Raw genomic sequence first — 19,603 nt, 5'->3', positions numbered from 1 at the left:
TCTTCTGTCAGGGGCCTGGCAGACTCTCGCAGATGCGTGCCAGCCGACTGCTATCCCTGCTGCTGTTGCTGCAGAACCGCGGCCGGATGAGCGCGACTCAATTAGCCGCCGAGCTCGAGGTCACCACCCGGACCATCTACCGCGACGTCGAGGCCCTCACCTCGGCCGGCATACCGATCTACGCCGAGCCAGGACCGGCCGGCGGATACCAGCTCATGGACGGCTACCGCACCCGGCTGACCGGACTCACCGCCGGTGAAGCCGACTCTCTGTTCCTGACCGGCCTCCCGCAACCCGCCGCCGACCTCGGCCTGGGCGCCCATCTCGCCGCCGCCGAACTCAAGCTGATGGCCGCGCTTCCCACCCCGTATCGGGAAGCATCGGCCCGTATACGGCAACGGTTCCACCTCGACGCGCCGGGCTGGTACCGCGAACCAGACCCCGTGCCGCACCTGCTCGCCCTCGCCGACGCACTCTGGCAGGACCAAGCCGTCGAAGTCCGCTACCGACGCTGGTCACCGCGCCCCGGCGAAGTCACCCGCCGGCTACACCCGCTGGGACTCGTCCTCAAAGCAGGCGTCTGGTACCTGATCGCCGCCGGCAACGACCAGCCACGCACCTATCGCGTCTCCGCGATCACCGAACTGCGACCGCTACCCGAACGATTTACCCGACCCGACAGCTTCGACCTCGCCACCTTCTGGCAAACACACGTCGAGCACTACGAGCAGGCCAACACTGACCAGGTCGCGACCGTACGCCTTACCCGGAACGGCCTCACGGCCTTGCCTGACATCCTCGGCCCGAAAGCCGCACGCCTCGCGCTGCGCACCCTCACCCCCGCCGACCCGGACGGCTGGTACCAGGCCACCATCCCCCTGGAGACCGTCACCCACGCCGCCGCGGCCCTCCTACGCCTCGGCGCGGATGTCCAAGTCCTCGCCCCCACCGATTTGGTGATCCACATGACCAACACGATCCAGGCAATGCGCCACCTATATCCCACATGACCCTCCGAGCAGCACCCGACTGCGACCCCTACCGCATCAAATCCGATCGACACTATTCGCCATCTCGACACGACGACCGGAAACGAATCCCCCGCCGTCGAATCCAGACGAGCCCAAGAATCCCTGCTGAATAGTCCGGCAGAATTCGCCGCGTGAACTCAATTGCCGCGATCCGGGCAAGCGACGCGCCCTCATCTGCCGAGGGCAAGGCGCCTCCGTGCTTCAGCGCGGCGGGAATGCCGAGTGATGCACTCCGACAGTCCCACCAGCCAGGCCACGACGGCACCCCTCGTCAGGCATGCCTGTGAGATTCACGGACGGCCGTAAGGATCCGATCCACCAGGGCCGGCCGTGCTCGTGCCGCCGTCACCACACCGCCGATGACCCGCTTCTCGGCACGCCGGTCGACCCGTCCCGCTACGACTACCGCCGAGCCGCCTGGGACGCCGTGCACTTCCCGCGGCTGCTCAACCGGTACTGGCAAACCTGCGCCGGGCGGTCGGCTGGAACGTGCAGTACGCGGGCTGCGTCGAGCCGCAGAAGCGTCTGGCTCCGCACGCCAAAGGCGTCGACACCGGCTCCGGCGACGTGGAACGCACGATCGACTACATCACCAAGTACATGACCAAGTCCGCGGCCGACTGCCACCAGGCAACCGGCGACCCGCAGCGTGCTCACCTCGACCGGCTCTGGCATGAGCTGCGGGTCACTCCGTGCTCGGAGCGCTGCTCCAACTGGCTGCTCTACGGCGTCCAGCCGAAAAAGGCACACGGGCGGCTTCGGCCGGGTCACTGCAAGGGTCGGGTTCACCAGAAGACGACCCTCGGCATCGGTGGCCGGCGCGTGCTCGTCTCCCGCGACTGGTCCGGCAAAACCCTGGCCGACCACCGCGCGGACGCCCATGCATGGATCAAGGCGGTCCTCGGCGTCACCGACGACCCGGAAGCCGAAGGAAAGCCGGCGGTCGCGTGGGAGATGGCCAGACACGACGACCCGGACCTACCACCGCTCGAACATCGGCTCCTGCGGGCATCGGAAGGTCGGCGGTTCGACCCCGCCCCTGGCCACCAGGCTCTTCGCCGGGCACTGAGCACCGTCCACCTGCGGAAACGCACGGTGGACGTTTTGCTTTCCCGGACTTTGATCTCCGCGAAGTTGACCTCTGGTAACCGCGAATCACCATCCCAAGTTGCTTCGCCCCCCGTCGACTACTACCGGCCCAGCCTCAGCAGGTGATCGCCGGCACATTTCGCGATCCGCGGCAGCGCGCAGGAAACCCGGTGACAAGCCGCGAAGCGGTGCGGCAGTGAACCAAGATCTGACGACCCGACAGACTTCGATCTTGGCCAGTCGCACCCTGGCGCCTAAGAGCCACGTCGCAGTCCGAAAGGGATTGCCGGGAATCGATGACATCGGAAAGATCAACCCGGACACACCTTTGTCGCTGCGGATGGAGACACCATGAAAACGGGGACCCGAGTACGAGTGCTCTCGCTGGCTACGGCGGCTGGCCTGCTGCTGTTCAGCTCTCCAGCGCTGGCGACCACACCGGCGGCCGACGCCGACCTCAACGGCGACGGGTATGCCGACCTGGTAACCGTCGGCGGCGAGCACGGCATCGCCTCCGGCCTCTGGCTCGTCCCGGGCGCGGGCGATGGCTCGGCCGGCTCGGCGACGAACATCGGCTTCCACGGCAACGGCGTCTTTCAGCCGGGCCAGGTCGGCGACCCGGACGAGTTCGACGGCGCCCAGGTCATCACCGGAGCGTTCAGCGGCAACGGCGTCCAGCAGTACCTGGTCTACTACCCCACGGGTCGCAACGCGGGCGGAGCGGTGATCCTGAAGGGCAACGGCGACGGCGCGCCGATCCCCACCGAGTTCGGCCAGAACTACAGCGCCATCAACGGGGGCACGTTCAGCACCATCGACTGGAACGACTGGCAGACCATCGACAGCCCGATCCAGCTCGCCAACGCCGGATCTCATCACTCGAGCTACCCGGACCTCGTCGGGATCGCCGGCAAGGGCGACGGCAGCACGTTCCTCGCCTCTTACCCGAACGTGGGAGGCCCAGGCGGGTACGTGGACGTCTACCCGCTGACGGTCGCGACGCCGACCGGGGGCGCCGACTGGAACACCTGGACCATCACCACGGCCCAGACCACGAGCGGCACCGCCCTCTTCCTGCACCAGGCGAGCACCGGCACGCTCTACCTCTGGAACGATTTCGTCGCCAGTGACGCCGGCACCGCCACTTACACGGCCTATCGACTGTCGTCGAACTTCCACACCGGTGACGACGTGACCCTGCGCGCGGCCGACATCGACGGCGACGGTACCGGCGACCTCTGGGCCGTCGGCGACGGCGCGGCGGCGACCGCCTGGCTGGTCGGTGGGCTCGACAGCGCCACGGCCACCGGGACCGTCACAGCGCAGCCGGCACAGGGCCTGCCCGCGGCGTGATCAGTCGTAGGGCGCAGCCTGGGCCACGAACGCCCGGACGCGGTCGGCCGCCGGTGTCAGCCGGTGGCCGGCCCGCCAGGTCAGGCCGGCCGTCCGCCATGATGCGCCCCCTCGGAAGGTGCAGCGTCAGGCGCAAGTTACTCGACCTCATCCAGGCCGCATAGCCGGACGAGCTGACGAAAACGGCGCCCGGCGGAAGCCGCCGGGCGCCGAATCACTGTGGTGCGGTCTTACTTGGTGACGACTGCGTCCAGGAGCTTCTTCGCCTTGACCGCGGCCGGGTCGATGGCGATGGCACCCTTCACGGACCGCGCGGAGAGCGCGGACGTCGAGGCCTGGTTGGTGCGCTCACAGTTGACGGTCGTGCTGTTCGGCGCCACACCGCCTGCGCCCACGATGCAGGCGTCTCCGTTGGTCGTGGTCTCGGCACCGCCGTCCAAGGCGTCCGCCGCATCGTTGCTGCCGATCAGGAACGGGTTGTCGACGGTGCCGCCGAGGTCTTCGCCGTACAGGATGTCGTCCTCGCTGTCACCGGCGATCTTGTCGTTGCCGGCCTGGCCGAGGACGATGTCCTCTGCGGTGCCACCGTTGATGGTGTCATTGCCCGCACCACCGCCGATGATGTCAGCGCCGTTGCCACCGATGACCCGGTCGCTGTCGGCACCACCGGCGATGATGTCGTCGCCGTCGCCACCGTTGACGGTGTCGGCCCCGTTGTCTCCGGAGATCTCGTCGTCGCCGGCCTGGCCGAAGATCGTGTCGTTGCCCCGGCCGCCGGAGACCTGGTCGTTGCCGATACCACCGTCGATGCTGTCGTTGCCGGCCTGGCCGACGATCTTGTCGTTGCCGGCCTCGCCCAGGACCCGGTCGATGCCGTTGCCGGCGTCGATCGAGTCGTTGCCCACGCCGCCGTAGATGTAGTCGTTGCCGTCCTGGCCGAACAGCGCGTCCTTCCCGGCGTAGCCGTACAGCTTGTCGTTACCGGCGGCGCCCTGCAGCTGGTCGGCGCCGGGGCCACCCTTCATGGTGTCGTTGCCGGTGCCGCCGTTGGCCAGCAGGTAGACGCTGGTCTTGTTGACGAGCGTGTCGTTCTTGTCCCCGAGCGAGACGTTGAGCTTCGTCGTCTTCTTCGAGGTGGTGCACTTCACCTTGGTGTTGGTGACCTTCTTGCAGCCCTTGCCGGGCTTGATCGCGACTCGGTCGGCGAGGGTGACGGTACGGCCGGAGATCGTGATGGTCAGCGCGTTCGTCTGGCCGGTCGCGGCATTGAACTGCACGCCGTTCGTGCCTACGACCTTCGCGGAGGCGGCCGAGGCAGCCTGCGCCGGGGAGGCGAAGAAGGCGGTCGTGGCCACGGCCGCCGCGGCGATACCGATGGCGGACAGCGCCTTGCGGTTGATCAGAAACATCGAGGTATCCCCCGTGAAGAATGTGGCGGCGGTGGCGATCACCGCGCGGCCACGATCGTAGAACGGTACCGTTTCGACGCGCCTCCCCGTTTCGGCCGATTGCCGGAATTCTTGGAGTGACGCCGGACACACTGCCGCATCCAATACGGGCAGACGCCCGGCGACGAGCCGCCGGGCGTTTCAGTCCGTAGTGGATCAGGCGCGGATGGTGTCGGTGCCCGGACCGCCGTCGGCGCGGTCGGCACCGGCGCCACCGATGATCGTGTCGTTCCCGTTGCCGCCGCCGAGGTAGTCGTTGCCGTTACCACCGCTGAGGTAGTCCTTGCCGTTCTCGCCGTAGAGCCGGTCGTTGCCGTCCTCGCCGTAGATCCGGTCATTGCCGTTGCCGCCGCGAACGGTGTCGTTGCCGATACCGCCCCACACCAGGTCGTTGCCGCTGCCACCGAGAATGGTGTCGTTGCCGGCCACACCCCACAGCTTGTCGTTGCCCGAGCCGCCGTCCAGGTAGTCACTGCCGCCCGGGGAGTACAGGTCGTCGCCGTTCAGTCGGTCGTTCCCGGCACCGCCGAAGATTCGGTCGGCATTCTCGCCGCCGTAGAGGCCGTCGTTCCCGCCGTTGCCGTAGAGCGTGTCCCTGCCCTTCTCGCCGTCCAGGTTGTCGTTGCCGGAGCCGCCGACGAGCACGTCGTCGCCCACGCCACCCAGGCCCATCAACGGGACCGCCGTCTTGTTGACGACCTTGTCGTTCTTGTCGCCGAGGTACGCGTAGACCAGCTTCGTCTTCTTCGAGGTGGTGCACCGGACCTTGGTGCTGTCGCCCTTGACCGCAACGCAACCCTCGCCGGGCTTGATGGCGACCCGGTCGTCGAAGGTGACGGTCCGGCCGGAGATCGTGATGACCACCGAGTTCACCGCGCCGGCTCCGGCGGAGAAGTAGGCCCCCTGCTCGTGGTTGTCCACCGCGGCCACGCCGGCCGTCGACGCGGCCTGCGCCGGCGAGGCGAACAGCGCGGTGGTGGCGGTGGCGAAGGCGGCGAGACCGACAGCGGCAAGGGCTTTGCGGTTGAAGAAGATCATGACTGTCCCCGTGTGTGAGTGGTTGTCTCCGGCGTTCCCCGCCTTCGATGGATGAGATCGTATGTAGACAGTCCTCACGTATTGCTCACCCATTCGTGCCACTCAGTAGTGACGGTTTCTGTCCACAGGGCACGAGCCGCCCCTTGATGCGGAGCGCGCGCTCAATCAGAGTGTTATCGGGATCGGTCCGGGCGGACCGGCTCGCGAGGAGGCACAAGGCCGTGCAGACCTTCACGAACGAGGCCGAGCAGACGGCCTACAACCTGGCCGAGGCGCTCGCGGACAAAGCGATGTCCTTCATGCGCAACGCCGAGGAGGCCGCGAAGGCGTTCCAGAGCGGGCGAATCGCGATGCGCCGCCAGTTCAAGGCGCGCGGTCTCTCCGAGGCGGAAGCGGACATCCGCTTCAGCGGCAGCGTGCAGGCGTCCCGGGCGATCGCGGAGAACTCGTTCTGCATGTCCCAGGCGTCGATGTACAACGCGGCAGCCGCCACGCAGTACGCGAAGGCCCTCTACCTCAAGAAACAATAACTACAAAAACAGACATTTCTGGTACGTCGTCAGACGCGCCCGAATCCACCCGGAAGCCGCCCTCAGGCCGCCCGGTGGCGCAGCGTCGCGACCGTGGAACCGGCCAGCGCGAGCAGGCAGTCCGGCAGCTGGCCGTCGGCGATAGCGGCTCCGAAGAGCGCCTCCCCGGTCGGGGCGTCACCGTTCACATAGGCACTGACGAACCGGGCGACCCACCGCTTGTCGTAACGAGCATCGTCGATGCCCGGGAACTCGAGGGTCCAGCCGCCACCACCGGGCAGCTCGCCGACCATCGTCGCGGCGAGGCACCACGCGACGTCCCACGCGCCGACCACCCCATCCCGGCTGACGACGGCATCGAAGCTGCTGGCCACCGCATCACTGTCACCGGTGAGTGCGCAGGCCAGGATCTGCGTGGCGTCGTCGAACGCGTGCTGTGGTGCTTCGGTCACGTTGCAAACCGTACGCGTAACCGTCAAGGGAAACCTGTGGATCACCTATGTGTTCAGGCCCCGCGCAACAGGCAGGTGATACGCGCGGTGCACACCCGTTCGCCGTTCTCGTCCTCCAGCACCACCTCGTACGTCGCGACCGCGCGACCCCGGTGCACCGGAGTCGCGACCCCGGTCACCAGACCCGAGCGGGCGGCCCGGTGGTGGGTGGCGTTGATGTCCACGCCGACGGCGAACGGACGGTCCACGGTCTGGCCGTGCAGGACTGCGCCGACCGAGCCGAGCGTCTCGGCGAGCACGCACGACGCGCCGCCGTGCAGCAGCCCGTACGGCTGGGTGTTGCCCTCGACCGGCATCGTCCCGACCACCCGCTCGGCCGTCGCCTCGGTGATCACGATGCCCATCCGTTCGGCCAGCGCACCACCTCCGCTGCTGCTGAACAGGTGTTGCGTGCCGTCTGCCGCGATATCCACGACGGCGTACGTTACCCGCGCGTCAGCCCGGGACCAGCGATACCCGTCACAGGGACGGGACTGCCGTTTGCGTACGCGGGGTATTGATGTGGCGGTTGTGCCCGGTGATCCATCCGGGCGCGGTCGGCGTCCGTAAGAGATGACAGACCCGAGAGTTCGTCGAAGGAGACGAGATGAGCGAGCCGCAGGAGATCGTCGAGACCAGGGGCGACGACCGTGTCGACCTGATCACCAGTGACGCCAACAACGACGGCAAGGTCGACGTCTGGGTGTCGGACACCGATGGCGACGGCAAGCCCGACCTGTTCCAGTTCGACACCGACGGCGACGGCAAGGTCGACATCACGATGGTCGACCTCGACGAGGACGGCAACCCGGACACGATCGTCGACGGCGACGGCGGGCTGCCGCCGGCCGCGAGCTGACCTACGCGCCACCGAGGGCGGCGAGCGCGACCCACAGCACCGCGATCGCGACGACCGTGGTGCCGACCGTGGAGGCGGTGTGCCGCCACGAGCGGAGACCCTCGACCGCTTCCGGGTGGCCGAGCTCGATCAGGGTGGCGCGATGACGCCGTACGTCGGAATGGTGTTGATCTGTCAGCCCCGAGGCCCGGCTGAGCTCGACGGCCAGCTGGGCCTGGGCGCGCTGCAGGTGGCGTACCGCCGCTCGGGCTTTTCGCCCTGCTCTTTCCGCGGCGTGCCGGCGCGCCGCGGCCCGGCGTGACCCGGAGCCCAGTGCCCGCAGCTCCCCCGCGGTGATCAGCTCGGGGTCGTCGAGGTCTTGGAGCCGGGCGACGTAGTACTCGGCCTCGCGGTCGTGCGCGCGACGCACCAGCCACAGGATCAGCACCAGCGGCGGCAGGCCCTTGAAGACCAGGACCGCGAGCAGTGCGACCGCGCCGTTGCCGAGCCCCTCACGGAACAGCGGTGAGTTCCACAGCACGTGCGAGGCCCAGGCACCGAAGAGCGCGAGTGCGGCCGTCGTGATCCGGCGCGGCCAGCCTCGGTCGGTGCTGACCACCAGGTAACCGATGCCGGCGCCGGCCAGCGCGCCGAACAGGGTGTGGCTCCAGACGCCGGCCAGGAAGCCGCGGACCAGGAACGTGGTGATCACCGGCTGGACCTGGTCGCCCTGCCCGGCGAACGCGACCGCGCCGATCGCGAAGACGACGTCCTCGACGATCTGGAAACCGAGCCCGACCATCGCGCCGTAGACGACCCCGTCCAGCACGCTGTTCACCTGCGAGCGGGCGATCAGCACGATGGCGACCACACCGAGCGTCTTGGCGATCTCCTCAACCGTCGGGCCGGCCAGCGCGGCGCCCCAGTCGGCGGCCAGGCCGGGTGAGCCGAGCTTGGCGATCAGGTTCTCCAGGGCGGTGCTGCCCGGGATGGAGACACTGGTGGCGACGAGTCCACCCCAGGAGAACGCGACCACCAGCAGGGCGGTCGGCTCGCGTTCGAGGAAGTCGAGTTCCCGGACGAAGAGCCAGAACGGCACGGCGAGCAGGGCGAACAGGCCGAGGGCGGTGACCGTGGCGATCGGGTACGAGTTCAGGAACTTCGCGAGGATCTGGGACATCCGCACCGCGCCCGCGGCCAGCAGCGCGATCACGATCCAGAACGCCGGCTGCCGGTACGGAGTGGCCGGCTGACCCGCGGCGGGACGAACCAGCACGGTCATGCCACCGCCTCCGCTGCGCTCCGGCGTCGCGATGATTTTCTGACTGAGTTCGATGATGCGCTCGCAAGCTCGCTCACGGGCCACCTTCGTACCGCAATGTCTTGGTGCTCGCATCGATGGCCGGCAGGGTGTGATCGAGGTCCAGGTCGGCGCCGCTGACGGTGACCTCGATGGTCAGCCCGTGCACGACGAATACGGCGTAACGGCCACCCCGGTCGCCGGCCGTGTAACCGCCCTGCAGACCGGCCAGCCCGCCGGCCGTGGAGACCGCGAGCTGGGTGCCGGTCACCTGGTAGCCCGAGGTGTCGGTGATCCGCTGGCGGAGCCGCACCGCGGCCTGCGGCAGGTCGCCGGAGAACGGCTGGACGGCGATCGAGTACCGCACCGCGCCGAGCCGGAACAGCGCGGTGGCACGGTCCTCCCCCGGCCGGGTGCCCGTGACGTCGAGCGTCGCGCCGGCCGGCGGCACCACGGTGACCCCGGCACCGACCCGGTACGGCTCACCGCCGGGCACCGCCCGCTGGGCCGAAACGGCACGGTCGAGCGCCGGCAGGCCGAAGGAGAGTGCCGCCAGCACGGCGACGAGGACGAGCGCGCTGAGCAGTCCGGGTGTGCTGGGGAGATCGGTGAGATGACGCCGCGTGACCGTCCCCATCCGTCCAAGCTAACCAGGACGCCCGGGTGGTGTCCGGCAATCCGTGCGTGCGACCACAGTGGATGGTCGATCAACCTGGCAGATTACGGATTTGTCCGTTTTACCGAAAGGTGCTCAGGAGTGACCTCCGAGGTCAGCCAGACCCCGTTGGCACTGCGGTGGAACACGTGCCCGGCGGCCGCCATCGCGGCCGCGGCCACCTCGAACACCACCACGTCGGCCGACCGGCGCCGGCCCACCACCAGGGCCGTCGGCACATCAACCGACAGGTGTACGTGGTGCCGGCTGCGCGGCCGCAGCCCGTTGCGCATGATCGAGTCGAGGTTCTCCCGCGGGGTGCCGTGGAAGAGCACCGCCGGCGGCTCGACCGGCGGCAGGCCCAGATCCACCGCGACCCGGCGGGAGTGGCCCTGGCTGGCCCGGATCCGCTCCACCCCGTCGCCGCCCATGGCGACCGCGAAGCGGGACTTGTCGTTGTTCGCCACCACGTGATCCAGCTCGGCGCGGCTGATGCCCAGGGCGGTCAGGAAATCGGCGATCGGCACCCAGCCGTTCGCGTCGAGGGTCAGACCGGCCACCTCGGGCCGGTGTCGCAGCACCAGGGACATCCGCCGGCTGAGGCGGACCTGGTCGCGGGTCAGTTCGGTCAATGGTCTTGCTCCATGACCGCAAGGTAGTACGGGCGATCCCGCTGGTCGATCGATTTCAGGTGCCACCCGGTGCCCTTGAGCAACTGGTCCAGCTCGTCCACCGAGCAGTTCAGGTAGTCGAACCAGTCGGTGGCCACCAGCCGGTACCGCAGGCGCAGCCGCAGCTGCCCGCCGAGCCGTCCCCGGGCCCGGTTCCGCTGGTGGTAGGCGACGTGCACCGGGTCCTTGGTCCCGTACGGGTCGGCGCCCTGCGCGATGATCCGCGCGCCCCGGTTCGCCAGCCGGGCCAGCGCCGCCAGGAAGACCGGCGCGCGCTCCGGCCCCTCGATCAGGCCCAGGTTGTTGCCGAGCAGCAGGAACGTGTCGTAGCGGGCGGTCGCTCGGGCATATCCGTCGACGGTGCTCAGCACGGTGTCGCGCAGGCCCCGCTTGCGGGCCACTTCGATCGCGCCGGCCGACGTGTCCAGGCCGGTCACCGCCATGCCGCGGCGCTGCAGTTCCAGTGCGATCCGGGCGGCGCCCACCCCGATGTCCAGCACGTGCCCGCGGCACAGGCGCAGCGCTCGGTGGTCGTGTGGCTGCCAGGCGTCCGGCTCGTCCAGGTAGTGGTCGGCGGGTGCGCCATTGATCAGGCCGTCGTCGCGCTCGATCACCTCGATCACCGGCCGGGGCAGTCGCCCGCCGGCCAGTGGGCGGGGACCGATGCCGGTCCGGACTGCGTACGCGTCCCTGATCATCTCGCCGAACGCGTCGCCGATTGCCGGTTGTTCCATGGTCAGTACTCTTCTGCGCCGCCCGCGCCGGAGCAACTCAGGCGCGGCCCGCGTAACCCGATCATGGCCCGGTCGTTGATCTAGGCGATGGAAGATCCGGGAGACGAAGAAGGGGCGTTACGCCTTCCCCAGCGCACGCCCCTTACAACGATCTAGGTCGAACCGGTCAGTCACCCTGACGCTGCGTGGGAATCTGCCCCTGCAGCAGGGCGCGAACCTCCGACTCCCGGTAGCGACGGTGGCCACCCAACGTGCGAATTGCGCTGAGCTTGCCCGCCTTCGCCCACCGAGTCACGGTCTTCGGGTCGACACGGAACATCGACGCCACCTCGGCCGGCGTTAGTAGCGGCTCAGGATCGTGCGTACGCGATGCCATCGGTCACTCCTCCACAGGTACCTAAAAACATCGGCCGGGGTCCCGCCGGCCGGTGCGTCTCTCATGGTCCGGCTAGTCCCCGATGTCCGACATGGGCCGAACGGACGAACGTCCCCAGATAGACGGATGAAGCATGCCCGATTTTTGCGTGTTTTCTACGCCAGATAGTGTCTCGTTTAGTCCGATTATCACGCTTCGCCCGACGGTGATCACGAAGAGTGTTCGCTTCGGGAGCGCTTCCATGGGCGGAAAAACTTCCCGGTCTGTCCTATTTTCGCAGGTCAGTTGCACCGCTCAAGAAGTTGGACACTTCGCCACCTGGCGACCAGTTTCTCGTAGGCCTCGCCGGCCGCGTCGGCGTCACCACGGGACAGCGCCGACAGGCCGGCCGCCACCAATCCGGGTGAGTCGTCACCGGTCAGTTTGTCCTCCGGAAGGAGGTTGACCAGGCCGCCGTAATCCAACTCGACCACCGACCGGGGATGGAACTCCTCCAGCCACCGGGTGCCCTCCTCGACCGCCTCGGTGATCGGGGCGTCCCCGAGCGACTTGCGCAGCACCGACACCGCACGGTGCGCCCGCCGGCGCGCCTTGGAGATCTCGGTGCGGTAACGCAGCGTGCGCCGGCGACCGGTCAGCGCGATCTCCCGCTCCTCCAGGTCGACGAAGGCGAACCAGCGCAGCGGCACCCCCCACGTGGCGATCTGCTCGTGCACCCGGGGCACGCCCTGCTCCAGCACCCGGGCGCCACTGCGCCAGTCCTCCACGACGGCCTTGGCCTGCCCGGCGAGCACCGGGGGCACGAAGGCGTCGGCGAGCACCGCAGGCACCCCGTCGCGCGCGTTGAGGGCTGCCTCGGCGACCCGCAGACGCAGATTCCAGGGGCAGACCAGGATGGAGTTGTCCCACTCCAGGACGTACGCCTCGTCGGGCAGGTCGGGAAGCCGGGTCCAGCCCGCCCCGAGAGCCTCGAGCACGGCGGTGCGCTGCCGGACCGGACCCTCGATCGGCCCGAGGTCGCGGCCCTCCTTGGCGTAACGACGCCAGAAGACCTGCCGCTCCCGGTCGAAGGCGGTCAGCGGCTCGTAAATCCGTAGGTACGACGCGAACAGTGACGGCACGGCGCGATCGTTTCACAAATCCGGCCGGGTGGAACTTCCCGCGCGGGCGTAATCCCCGTGCCATTCGTCGGCCGGGTCACGCCGGCGCCACTCGCACGACGGGCCCGGCGTCGTTATCCGACCGGGGCCGAATGACGAGTCAAGGCCTAGGCTCGGCCTTGTCCGGCCTACCCCGCCGGGTCGAGGGCCCCACGAAGGCCCACACAGAAGAATCAGGAGAACAACGATGGGTGTGTTCGACACCGACGGCAATGACGCCACCGGGCACGAACAGGTCGTCTTCTGCCAGGACCGGCACTCCGGTCTCCGAGCGATCATCGGGATCTACTCCACCGCCCTCGGGCCCGCGCTCGGCGGCACCCGGTTCTACCCCTACGAGAGCGAGGCGGCCGCCCTCGCCGACGTCCTGAAGCTGTCCCGCGGGATGGCGTACAAGAACGCGCTGGCCGGTCTGGACCTCGGCGGCGGCAAGGCGGTCATCTGGGGCGACCCTTCCACCACCAAGAGCGAAACCCTCCTTCGGGCGTACGGACGTTTCGTCGAATCCCTGAAGGGGCGGTACTACACCGCGTGCGACGTCGGCACGTACGTCCCGGACATGGACGTGATCGCCCGCGAGACCCGTTACGTCACCGGGCGCAGCGTCGAGCACGGCGGCGCCGGTGACTCCTCCGTCCTCACTGCCTGGGGTGTCTTCCAGGGCATGCGTGCGGCCGCCGAGCACACCTGGGGCAGCCCGACGCTCACCGGTCGCACGGTCGGCGTCGCCGGCCTCGGCAAGGTCGGCAAGTATCTGGTGGGTCACCTGATCAAGGACGGCGCCACGGTCGTCGCGACCGACGTCAACCCGGCCGCGTGCGAGTGGGCCCGCACCACCCACCCCGAGGTTCAGCTGGTGCCGGACAACCAGACGCTGATCGCCTCGGATCTCGACGTCTACGCGCCGTGTGCACTGGGCGGCGCGCTCGACGACGACACCGTGCCGGTGCTGCGCGCCAAGGTGGTCACCGGTGCCGCGAACAACCAGCTCGCCCACCCGGGCATCGGCAAGCTGCTGGACGATCGCGGCATCCTCTATACCCCGGACTACGTGGTGAACGCCGGCGGCGTGATCCAGGTGGCCGACGAGATCGAGGGCTTCAACTTCGACCGGGCGAAGCTGCGCGCCACCGGGATCTTCGACACCACCCGGCGCATCCTCCAGCTCGCCGGTGACGAGGGGGTCCCGCCCGCCGTCGCGGCCGACCGGCTCGCCGAGCGCCGGATGGCAGAAGTCGGGCGCCTGCGGGCGATTTACCTCAACTAGACCGGTTCAGAGGCTGCCGCGCGACGTTGTTCGGACAGAACCACGACGCGCGGCAGTGTCACACGCAACCCGAGGTGCCGAAGACGGCATCGCCCATGTACCGTAAGACCCACGAGAGATGCCTGACGTCATCGGGGCCCGCCTTCGGGCTGCCCCGAATTCTGTGCGAGGGGGTCGAGCCATGGGGCGCGGCCGTGCTAAGGCCAAGCAGACGAAGGTGGCCCGGGAGTTGAAGTATCACTCCCCGAACACCGACCTCACCGCCTTGCAGCGCGAACTGGCCGGTACACGCCAGTCCGACCGTCATTTCGACGACGACAACGAAGAGTTCGTCGACGATGACGAGGATGACGCTGACGACGACCAGGATTCCTGGTCGCCTCCAAGGCGGATTTGACCCCGTAAGGCACGGAGCACGCGGTAGGACCCGCGTGCGCAAGTGCGCCGTGGTCATCAACTCCTAACGGTTGCAACCGAAGCCCACGCGGGCAGTGTCCGCGTGGGCTTCGAACCGAGCCTCGCCCCCGCGTGGCCGGTCGTGGCTCACCGCGCGTCTCTCTCCGCGGCAGGCTCCGACCTCACCACCGGGCGACCGTTACGGCCCACCCCGCATGCACCTTTGGCGTGGGCTCGGCACGGATCAGCGTGGACGGTTGTTCCAGTTGTAGAACGTCGGGATGTTCTCGAAGTGGTTCCAGGCGCACACCGCCGAGCCGCTGTCGGGTGCCGCCTCCTCCGCACGCTGCCGGCGAGCCGTCTCCGCCTCGGCGATGAGCGCGGCCAGGCCGTCACGGGTGTCGTGCACCCGGGCCGTCACCGGATCCGTCTCCACGCCGTCAGACAGCCGTGGGCTCGTGATCTCGGGCATGATCCAGCACTCCTTCCAGTAGGCGAATCTTGCTGTTCCGGCAGTGGTTCGTCTCGGTGACGTCGAACCGGCCGTGTTCGAAGTAGCGGTTGGCCGCGTGAGCACCGCCACAAAATCCGAAGTACGGACAGGTCTGCCGGCACGCCTCCACGCCGCGCAGGAACTCACCGATCCACGGGGTGTCAGCCGCGCCGGCCAGGATCTGCCGCAGCGGCGTGGTGAGCACATTTCCACTGGTGAAGTCCCCGTAACGGGGGTCGTGGAAGCCGGCCAGCTCGGGCGAGAGCAGCACCACCGACCCGTCGTGGGCGATCGTCGGGATCGGGTCCAGCCGCCGCGGCAGCAGACTGTCAGCGGTGCCGTCGAGGACCGCCCCCACATAGCGCAGCGACCACTCCACCTCACGCAGGTGGATGCGGGGCGTCCGGCGCCAGGCGCTGACCAGCTCGGCCCAGAACGCGCTGACCGCGGCCGGGTCGTGCCGGTTCAACCGCAGGTTGACGCCCTCCTGCTCCTCCACGTTGATGCCGAGCACCTCGCAGCCCAGGCCGAGAAAGTACTCGTACAGCTCGGTGGCCACGCCGGGACGTGGATCGGAGACCACGCAGAGGGTGGAGAACGGGATCCGATGCCGACGAAGCGCTTCGATGCCCCTGGTGATCAGGTCATACGCCGGTTTACCGCCTCGGTCCACCCGGTCACCGTTGCGCTCGCGGGGGCCGTCGACGCTGACGCTGACCCGGACGTCGTGGGCCAGGAAGAACTCGCACCATGCGTCGTCGATCAGCGTCGCGTTCGTCTGGATGTGGTGCTCCACCCCGGCCCCGAACGGGGCGAAGAGCGCGGCCAGGTGCTCGGCCCCGGCCGCGAGGGGCTCACCGCCGTGCCAGACCACGGAGAACCGGCCGTTCCGGGCGAAATCGGCGATCTCCGCGGCCACCGCCTCGGCGACGGCGACCGGCATCTTCCGATTCTCCCGGCGGAACGGCAGGTAACAGTAGCCGCAGGCCAAGTTGCACAGAGTAGTCGGCTGCATGACGACGTAACCCGGTTCTGCCGAGATGCCCCGCATCCCGCTCCACGTGCCCGTCATCGCGCACCTCCGTCCGGCACCCCTGGCACAGGGCCAGGCTAGGCCTCGCGGTCCAGACGAACCTCGCCACTCATGCGAAAGATCCGTATGTGCCGGACATCGGCACACACGGATCATTTCATGTTCGGTCCATGATGAACCAGGCTCACCTCAGCCGGACGGCCGTTCTCATACCGCCGGCTCCGCTTCGATCCGGCGTCGGTATGAGGTTGAACTGAGCCCGGCGGTTCACTCGCAAGCTCGCTCACGTCAAGATCACAGCCGTCGTCACGCAGGGTCAGCCCCGGGTGTACGAACCCATCATCTGCACCTGGCCGGAGCCCTCGAGGACCTCACCGACCTGCCAGGCCTCGACACCGCGGCCGGCGAGGTAAGCCATCGCGCGGTCGGCGTCGTCCGACGAGACGACCGCGAACATGCCGACGCCCATGTTGAAGGTCGACTCCATCTCCGAGTCCTCGATCCGGCCCTTGGCCTGGATCAGGTCGAAGATCGGCTGCGGGCGCCAAGTGGACCGGTCCACCACCGCGTCCATCGTCGGGGGCAGCACCCGGTTCAGGTTGCCGGGGATGCCGCCACCGGTGACGTGCGAGAACGCCCGGACGTCGGTCTCCTCGATCAGGCCCAGGCAGTCCTTGGCGTAGATCTTGGTCGGGGTCAGCAGCTCCTCGCCCAGCGTGCGCGAGGTGCCGAAGTCGTCGACCACGGTGTCCAGGCGCATCCGGCCGGCGCCCAGCAGGACGTGCCGGACCAGGGAGTAACCATTCGAGTGCAGACCGGACGAACGCATCGCGATGACCGCGTCGCCCAGCTCGACCCGCTCCTTGCCGAGGATCTCGCTCTCCTCGACCACACCGACGCCGGTGGCGGACACGTCGTACTCATCCGGGCGCAGCACGCCCGGGTGCTCGGCGGTCTCGCCGCCGAGCAGAGCACAGCCCGCATACCGGCAGCCGTCGGCGATACCGGCACCGATCTCGGCGATCTTGTCCGGCACCACCTCGCCACAGGCGATGTAGTCCAGCAGGAACAGAGGCTCGGCGCCGCAGGCGACCAGGTCGTCGACGACCATGGCGACCAGGTCGATGCCGATCGTGTCGTGGATGTCGAGCTGCTGGGCGATGACCAGCTTCGTACCCACACCGTCGGTCGACGAGGCCAGGATCGGGCTCTTGTACTTCGCGGTGTTGAGCCGGAACAGGCCGGAGAAGCCGCCCAGGTCACCCATGACCTCGGGGCGGGTGGTCTTCTTCACCTTCGACTTGAGCAGCTCGACGGCCCGGTCGCCGGCGTCGATCGAGACACCCGCCGCCGCATACGTCGCGGAGCGCTTGCGCGGCCCGCGGCCGGCGCCCGCCGTCCACGGCTGTCGGTCGCCGCCCTCAGCGCCGTTCGATCCGGCACTGCGCTCGGACACGTGCGTCACGGTTCTCCCCTTAGCGGTTTCTGCGAACTAGAAAGGTCACGGGTGGTGCAGCGCCGAGGCGCCGCCCGGGCTGGCCACGAGCGGCGCCGGTGCCGCGTGGTCATCGCCGTGCTCGCGGGCCTCGTAATCGGCCTCGAGACTGCTGACGGCGGCGTCGGTCACCTGCTCGGCGGCACGGCGGCCGACACCCTCCAGCACGTGCTTGCCGATCAGATCGGCGGCCGGGAGCTCAATCGGGTACTCCCCGTCGAAGCAGGCCATGCAGAGCCGGGTCTTCGGCTGCTCGGTGGCCTGGACCAGGTTGTCCAACGAGACGTAACCCAGGCTGTCGGCGCCGATCGAGCGACGGATGCCGTCGATCTCCAGACCGTTCGCGATCAGCTCGGCCCGGGTGGCGAAGTCGATGCCGTAGAAGCACGGCCACTTCACCGGCGGCGAGGAGATCCGGACGTGGACCTCCAGGGCGCCGGCCTCACGCAGCATCCGGATCTGGGCGCGCTGGGTGTTGCCCCGGACGATCGAGTCGTCGATCACGACGATCCGCTTGCCCCGGACCACCTCGCGCAGCGGGTTCAGCTTCAGCCGGATGCCGAGCTGACGGATGGTCTGCGAGGGCTGGATGAAGGTGCGCCCGACATACGCGTTCTTCATGAAGCCGGCGCTGTACGGAATGCCGGAGGCCTCCGCGTACCCGATGGCGGCCGGGATGCCGGACTCGGGGACACCGATCACCAGGTCCGCCTCGACCGGGTGCTCCTTGGCCAGCTTGCGGCCGACCTCGACCCGGGCGGCGTAGATGTTGCGGCCGGCGATCGTGGTGTCCGGGCGGGCAAGATACACATACTCGAAGAGGCAGCCCTTGGGCTCCGGGGCGGCGAACCGCGTGGAGCGCAAACCGTGCTCGTCGATCGCGATGATCTCGCCGGGCTCGACCTCACGGACGAAGCTGGCACCGGTGATGTCCAGCGCGGCGGTCTCGCTCGCGACCACCCAGCCGTTCTCCATCCGCCCGAGGACGAGCGGGCGCACACCCTGCGCGTCCCGCGCGGCGTAGAGCGTGTGCTCGTCCATGAAGACGAAGCTGAACGCGCCGCGCAGGGTGGGCAGCACCTCCATGGCGGCGGCCTCGACGGAGAGGTCGGGGCGCCCGGCCAGCAGGGTGGTGACCAGCATCGTGTCCGACGTGGCGTCACCCACCTCGAGGCCGCGGTCAGCGACCTCCTTGGCCAGCTCGGCGGTGTTGACCAGGTTGCCGTTGTGAGCCAGCGCGATGGTCGTGCCGGCCGTGGTGGCGCGGATCGTGGGCTGCGCATTCTCCCAGTTCGACCCGCCGGTGGTCGAGTAGCGCGCGTGGCCGATGGCCAGGTGACCGCGCAGGCTCGCCAGGGTGGGCTCGTCGAAGACCTGGGAGACCAGGCCAACGTCCTTGTAGACCACGACACCGGACCCGTCGCTCACCGCGATGCCGGCGGCTTCCTGGCCCCGGTGCTGCAGTGCGTAGAGCCCGAAGTACGTGAGTTTGGCGACCTCTTCCTCGGGGGCCCAGACGCCGAAGACGCCACAGGCATCCTGGGGGCCGCGGTCCTGGGGGTCGAGATCGTCGGTCAATCGGCCGTCGCCTCGGGGCACCTGCTCGCTCCCTCATGTCGGTTCGCACGAACTGCTCGAAGCGTGACCACCAGTGGTCTGCCCGAACTCCGCTCGCTCCGATCGCCCAGTGTACGCGAGCCCGGAGGTACCCGGCCCGGGCTCATTCCGGGGTCAGCGGCAGGTACTCACTGAGATCGGTCCGGATCCCGCTGGCCCGGAGGCGTCCGTCGCGGACCGCTTCCGCCCAGTCGAGCCGGGCGGTGGCCACGAGCAGCCACGTCATCGGATCCGTTTCGACCACATTGGGCGGTGTGCCGCGGGTGTGCCGAGGACCGGGCACGCACTGAATCGCACCGAAAGGTGGAATTCGCACCTCCACCGAACGGCCAGGCGCCCGGCGGGACAACTCGGTCAGCAGTGCTCGGACCGCGTCTCGCAGGACCGTCCGCTCAGGTTCGTCCCCTCGGTCCAGCGCGTCCAGCGCCGCGGCCACCGACTCGGATTTATTGTGCGCAGACGACATGTCGGGACGATACGCCGCGGTTTACCGACAACGGCACACCGCCCTGGGTCGCGCAAAAGGCATGCGACAAGGCATAGTTGCCGACGGCGTACAAGTCGCGAGAGATCTGCCGGTGAAGTAAC

Annotated in this window: 22 protein-coding genes and 2 pseudogenes; 9 read left to right on the top strand and 15 right to left on the bottom strand. The window is 68.6% G+C overall.

The genetic code is table 11. From position 1 onward, the window contains the following. Positions 1–32: 32 nt before the first annotated feature. The 5 genes and pseudogenes from ACH442_RS25020 (at position 33) to ACH442_RS25000 (ending at position 3,473) form a co-directional block, all read left to right on the top strand. The gene (locus ACH442_RS25020; protein ID WP_396340510.1) at positions 33–1,010 is read left to right on the top strand and encodes a helix-turn-helix transcriptional regulator; all 978 of its coding nucleotides are present in this window, start codon (positions 33–35) and stop codon (positions 1,008–1,010) included. Between the two features lie 298 nt (positions 1,011–1,308). After that, a complete protein-coding gene (locus ACH442_RS25015) occupies positions 1,309–1,635 on the top strand; it encodes a replication initiator (protein ID WP_396340509.1) in 327 nt (108 codons plus the stop codon). Beyond that, positions 1,632–1,982 (top strand): annotated as a pseudogene (locus ACH442_RS25010) (replication initiator); the annotation flags it as partial. The gene ACH442_RS25015 and the pseudogene ACH442_RS25010, both read left to right, overlap by 4 nt. Continuing rightward, a pseudogene (locus ACH442_RS25005) lies at positions 1,979–2,080 on the top strand. The pseudogenes ACH442_RS25010 and ACH442_RS25005, both read left to right, overlap by 4 nt. Before the next feature lie 391 nt (positions 2,081–2,471). After that, on the top strand, positions 2,472–3,473 hold the full coding sequence (locus ACH442_RS25000; RefSeq protein WP_396340508.1) for a hypothetical protein: 1,002 nt from the start codon (positions 2,472–2,474) through the stop codon (positions 3,471–3,473). Between the two features lie 230 nt (positions 3,474–3,703). On the opposite strand, the gene ACH442_RS24995 is transcribed toward ACH442_RS25000, so the two are convergent. Together ACH442_RS24995 and ACH442_RS24990 are read right to left on the bottom strand one after the other, a co-directional pair. Beyond that, entirely contained in the window at positions 3,704–4,882 is a 1,179-nt protein-coding gene (locus ACH442_RS24995) for a calcium-binding protein (RefSeq protein ID WP_396340507.1), read from the bottom strand. Positions 4,883–5,077: 195 nt separating this feature from the next. Then, positions 5,078–5,959 (bottom strand): calcium-binding protein, encoded by an 882-nt coding sequence (locus tag ACH442_RS24990; protein ID WP_396340505.1) that lies wholly within the window; start codon positions 5,957–5,959, stop codon positions 5,078–5,080. 221 nt (positions 5,960–6,180) lie between these two features. On the opposite strand from ACH442_RS24990, the gene ACH442_RS24985 reads away from it, so the two are divergent. Beyond that, on the top strand, positions 6,181–6,489 hold the full coding sequence (locus tag ACH442_RS24985) for a hypothetical protein (RefSeq protein ID WP_396340504.1): 309 nt from the start codon (positions 6,181–6,183) through the stop codon (positions 6,487–6,489). A gap of 62 nt (positions 6,490–6,551) precedes the next feature. Here ACH442_RS24985 and ACH442_RS24980 read toward each other — a convergent pair whose 3' ends face one another. Then, positions 6,552–6,941, bottom strand: a complete 390-nt coding sequence (locus ACH442_RS24980; RefSeq protein WP_396340502.1) for a hypothetical protein — start codon at positions 6,939–6,941, stop codon at positions 6,552–6,554. A 53-nt stretch (positions 6,942–6,994) separates the two neighbouring features. Then, the gene (locus tag ACH442_RS24975) at positions 6,995–7,345 is read right to left on the bottom strand and encodes a hotdog fold thioesterase (RefSeq protein WP_396340535.1); all 351 of its coding nucleotides are present in this window, start codon (positions 7,343–7,345) and stop codon (positions 6,995–6,997) included. Between the two features lie 242 nt (positions 7,346–7,587). On the opposite strand from ACH442_RS24975, the gene ACH442_RS24970 reads away from it, so the two are divergent. Next, on the top strand, positions 7,588–7,839 hold the full coding sequence (locus ACH442_RS24970; protein WP_396340501.1) for a hypothetical protein: 252 nt from the start codon (positions 7,588–7,590) through the stop codon (positions 7,837–7,839). Position 7,840: 1 nt separating this feature from the next. On the opposite strand, the gene ACH442_RS24965 is transcribed toward ACH442_RS24970, so the two are convergent. The 6 genes from ACH442_RS24965 to ACH442_RS24940 all read right to left on the bottom strand — a co-directional run bounded on the left by ACH442_RS24965 (position 7,841) and on the right by ACH442_RS24940 (position 12,675). Further along, positions 7,841–9,100 (bottom strand): PrsW family intramembrane metalloprotease, encoded by a 1,260-nt coding sequence (locus ACH442_RS24965; protein ID WP_396340500.1) that lies wholly within the window; start codon positions 9,098–9,100, stop codon positions 7,841–7,843. Positions 9,101–9,173: 73 nt separating this feature from the next. Further along, positions 9,174–9,755 (bottom strand): hypothetical protein, encoded by a 582-nt coding sequence (locus ACH442_RS24960; protein ID WP_396340499.1) that lies wholly within the window; start codon positions 9,753–9,755, stop codon positions 9,174–9,176. A gap of 83 nt (positions 9,756–9,838) precedes the next feature. Further along, positions 9,839–10,405 carry an RNA 2'-phosphotransferase gene (locus tag ACH442_RS24955; protein ID WP_396340498.1) on the bottom strand — a complete coding sequence of 189 codons (567 nt, stop codon included), beginning with the start codon at positions 10,403–10,405 and terminating at the stop codon, positions 9,839–9,841. Then, positions 10,402–11,178 (bottom strand): class I SAM-dependent methyltransferase, encoded by a 777-nt coding sequence (locus ACH442_RS24950; protein WP_396340497.1) that lies wholly within the window; start codon positions 11,176–11,178, stop codon positions 10,402–10,404. The genes ACH442_RS24955 and ACH442_RS24950 overlap by 4 nt, the downstream gene beginning before the upstream one ends. A 166-nt stretch (positions 11,179–11,344) precedes the next feature. Beyond that, positions 11,345–11,554 carry a BldC family transcriptional regulator gene (locus ACH442_RS24945; RefSeq protein WP_014687221.1) on the bottom strand — a complete coding sequence of 70 codons (210 nt, stop codon included), beginning with the start codon at positions 11,552–11,554 and terminating at the stop codon, positions 11,345–11,347. A 281-nt stretch (positions 11,555–11,835) separates the two neighbouring features. Beyond that, complete coding sequence (locus tag ACH442_RS24940; RefSeq protein ID WP_396340496.1) at positions 11,836–12,675, bottom strand: hypothetical protein; 840 nt, start codon at positions 12,673–12,675, stop codon at positions 11,836–11,838. Positions 12,676–12,901: 226 nt separating this feature from the next. Between ACH442_RS24940 and ACH442_RS24935 the strand changes: the two genes are divergently transcribed. Together ACH442_RS24935 and ACH442_RS24930 are read left to right on the top strand one after the other, a co-directional pair. Beyond that, positions 12,902–13,981, top strand: a complete 1,080-nt coding sequence (locus ACH442_RS24935) for a Glu/Leu/Phe/Val dehydrogenase (RefSeq protein WP_396340495.1) — start codon at positions 12,902–12,904, stop codon at positions 13,979–13,981. A gap of 181 nt (positions 13,982–14,162) precedes the next feature. Continuing rightward, complete coding sequence (locus tag ACH442_RS24930) at positions 14,163–14,378, top strand: DUF3073 domain-containing protein (RefSeq protein WP_203683401.1); 216 nt, start codon at positions 14,163–14,165, stop codon at positions 14,376–14,378. Between the two features lie 243 nt (positions 14,379–14,621). On the opposite strand, the gene amcA is transcribed toward ACH442_RS24930, so the two are convergent. From amcA to ACH442_RS24905, 5 genes are all read right to left on the bottom strand, one after another. Next, positions 14,622–14,849 carry a multiple cyclophane-containing RiPP AmcA gene (gene amcA / locus ACH442_RS24925; RefSeq protein WP_396340494.1) on the bottom strand — a complete coding sequence of 76 codons (228 nt, stop codon included), beginning with the start codon at positions 14,847–14,849 and terminating at the stop codon, positions 14,622–14,624. After that, positions 14,818–15,921 carry a cyclophane-forming radical SAM peptide maturase AmcB gene (gene amcB / locus ACH442_RS24920; protein WP_396340534.1) on the bottom strand — a complete coding sequence of 368 codons (1,104 nt, stop codon included), beginning with the start codon at positions 15,919–15,921 and terminating at the stop codon, positions 14,818–14,820. The genes amcA and amcB overlap by 32 nt, the downstream gene beginning before the upstream one ends. Before the next feature lie 298 nt (positions 15,922–16,219). Beyond that, positions 16,220–17,368 carry a phosphoribosylformylglycinamidine cyclo-ligase gene (purM, locus tag ACH442_RS24915; protein ID WP_396340493.1) on the bottom strand — a complete coding sequence of 383 codons (1,149 nt, stop codon included), beginning with the start codon at positions 17,366–17,368 and terminating at the stop codon, positions 16,220–16,222. Positions 17,369–17,404: 36 nt separating this feature from the next. Beyond that, complete coding sequence (gene purF, locus ACH442_RS24910) at positions 17,405–18,997, bottom strand: amidophosphoribosyltransferase (RefSeq protein WP_396340492.1); 1,593 nt, start codon at positions 18,995–18,997, stop codon at positions 17,405–17,407. Between the two features lie 121 nt (positions 18,998–19,118). Then, positions 19,119–19,481 (bottom strand): sterol carrier family protein, encoded by a 363-nt coding sequence (locus ACH442_RS24905; protein ID WP_396340491.1) that lies wholly within the window; start codon positions 19,479–19,481, stop codon positions 19,119–19,121. Positions 19,482–19,603 lie beyond the last annotated feature (122 nt).

Origin of the sequence: Actinoplanes sp. NPDC020271, assembly GCF_044388125.1 — a bacterium.
Classification (GTDB): domain Bacteria; phylum Actinomycetota; class Actinomycetes; order Mycobacteriales; family Micromonosporaceae; genus Actinoplanes.
This window is presented reverse-complemented; position numbering and strand designations above follow the sequence as displayed.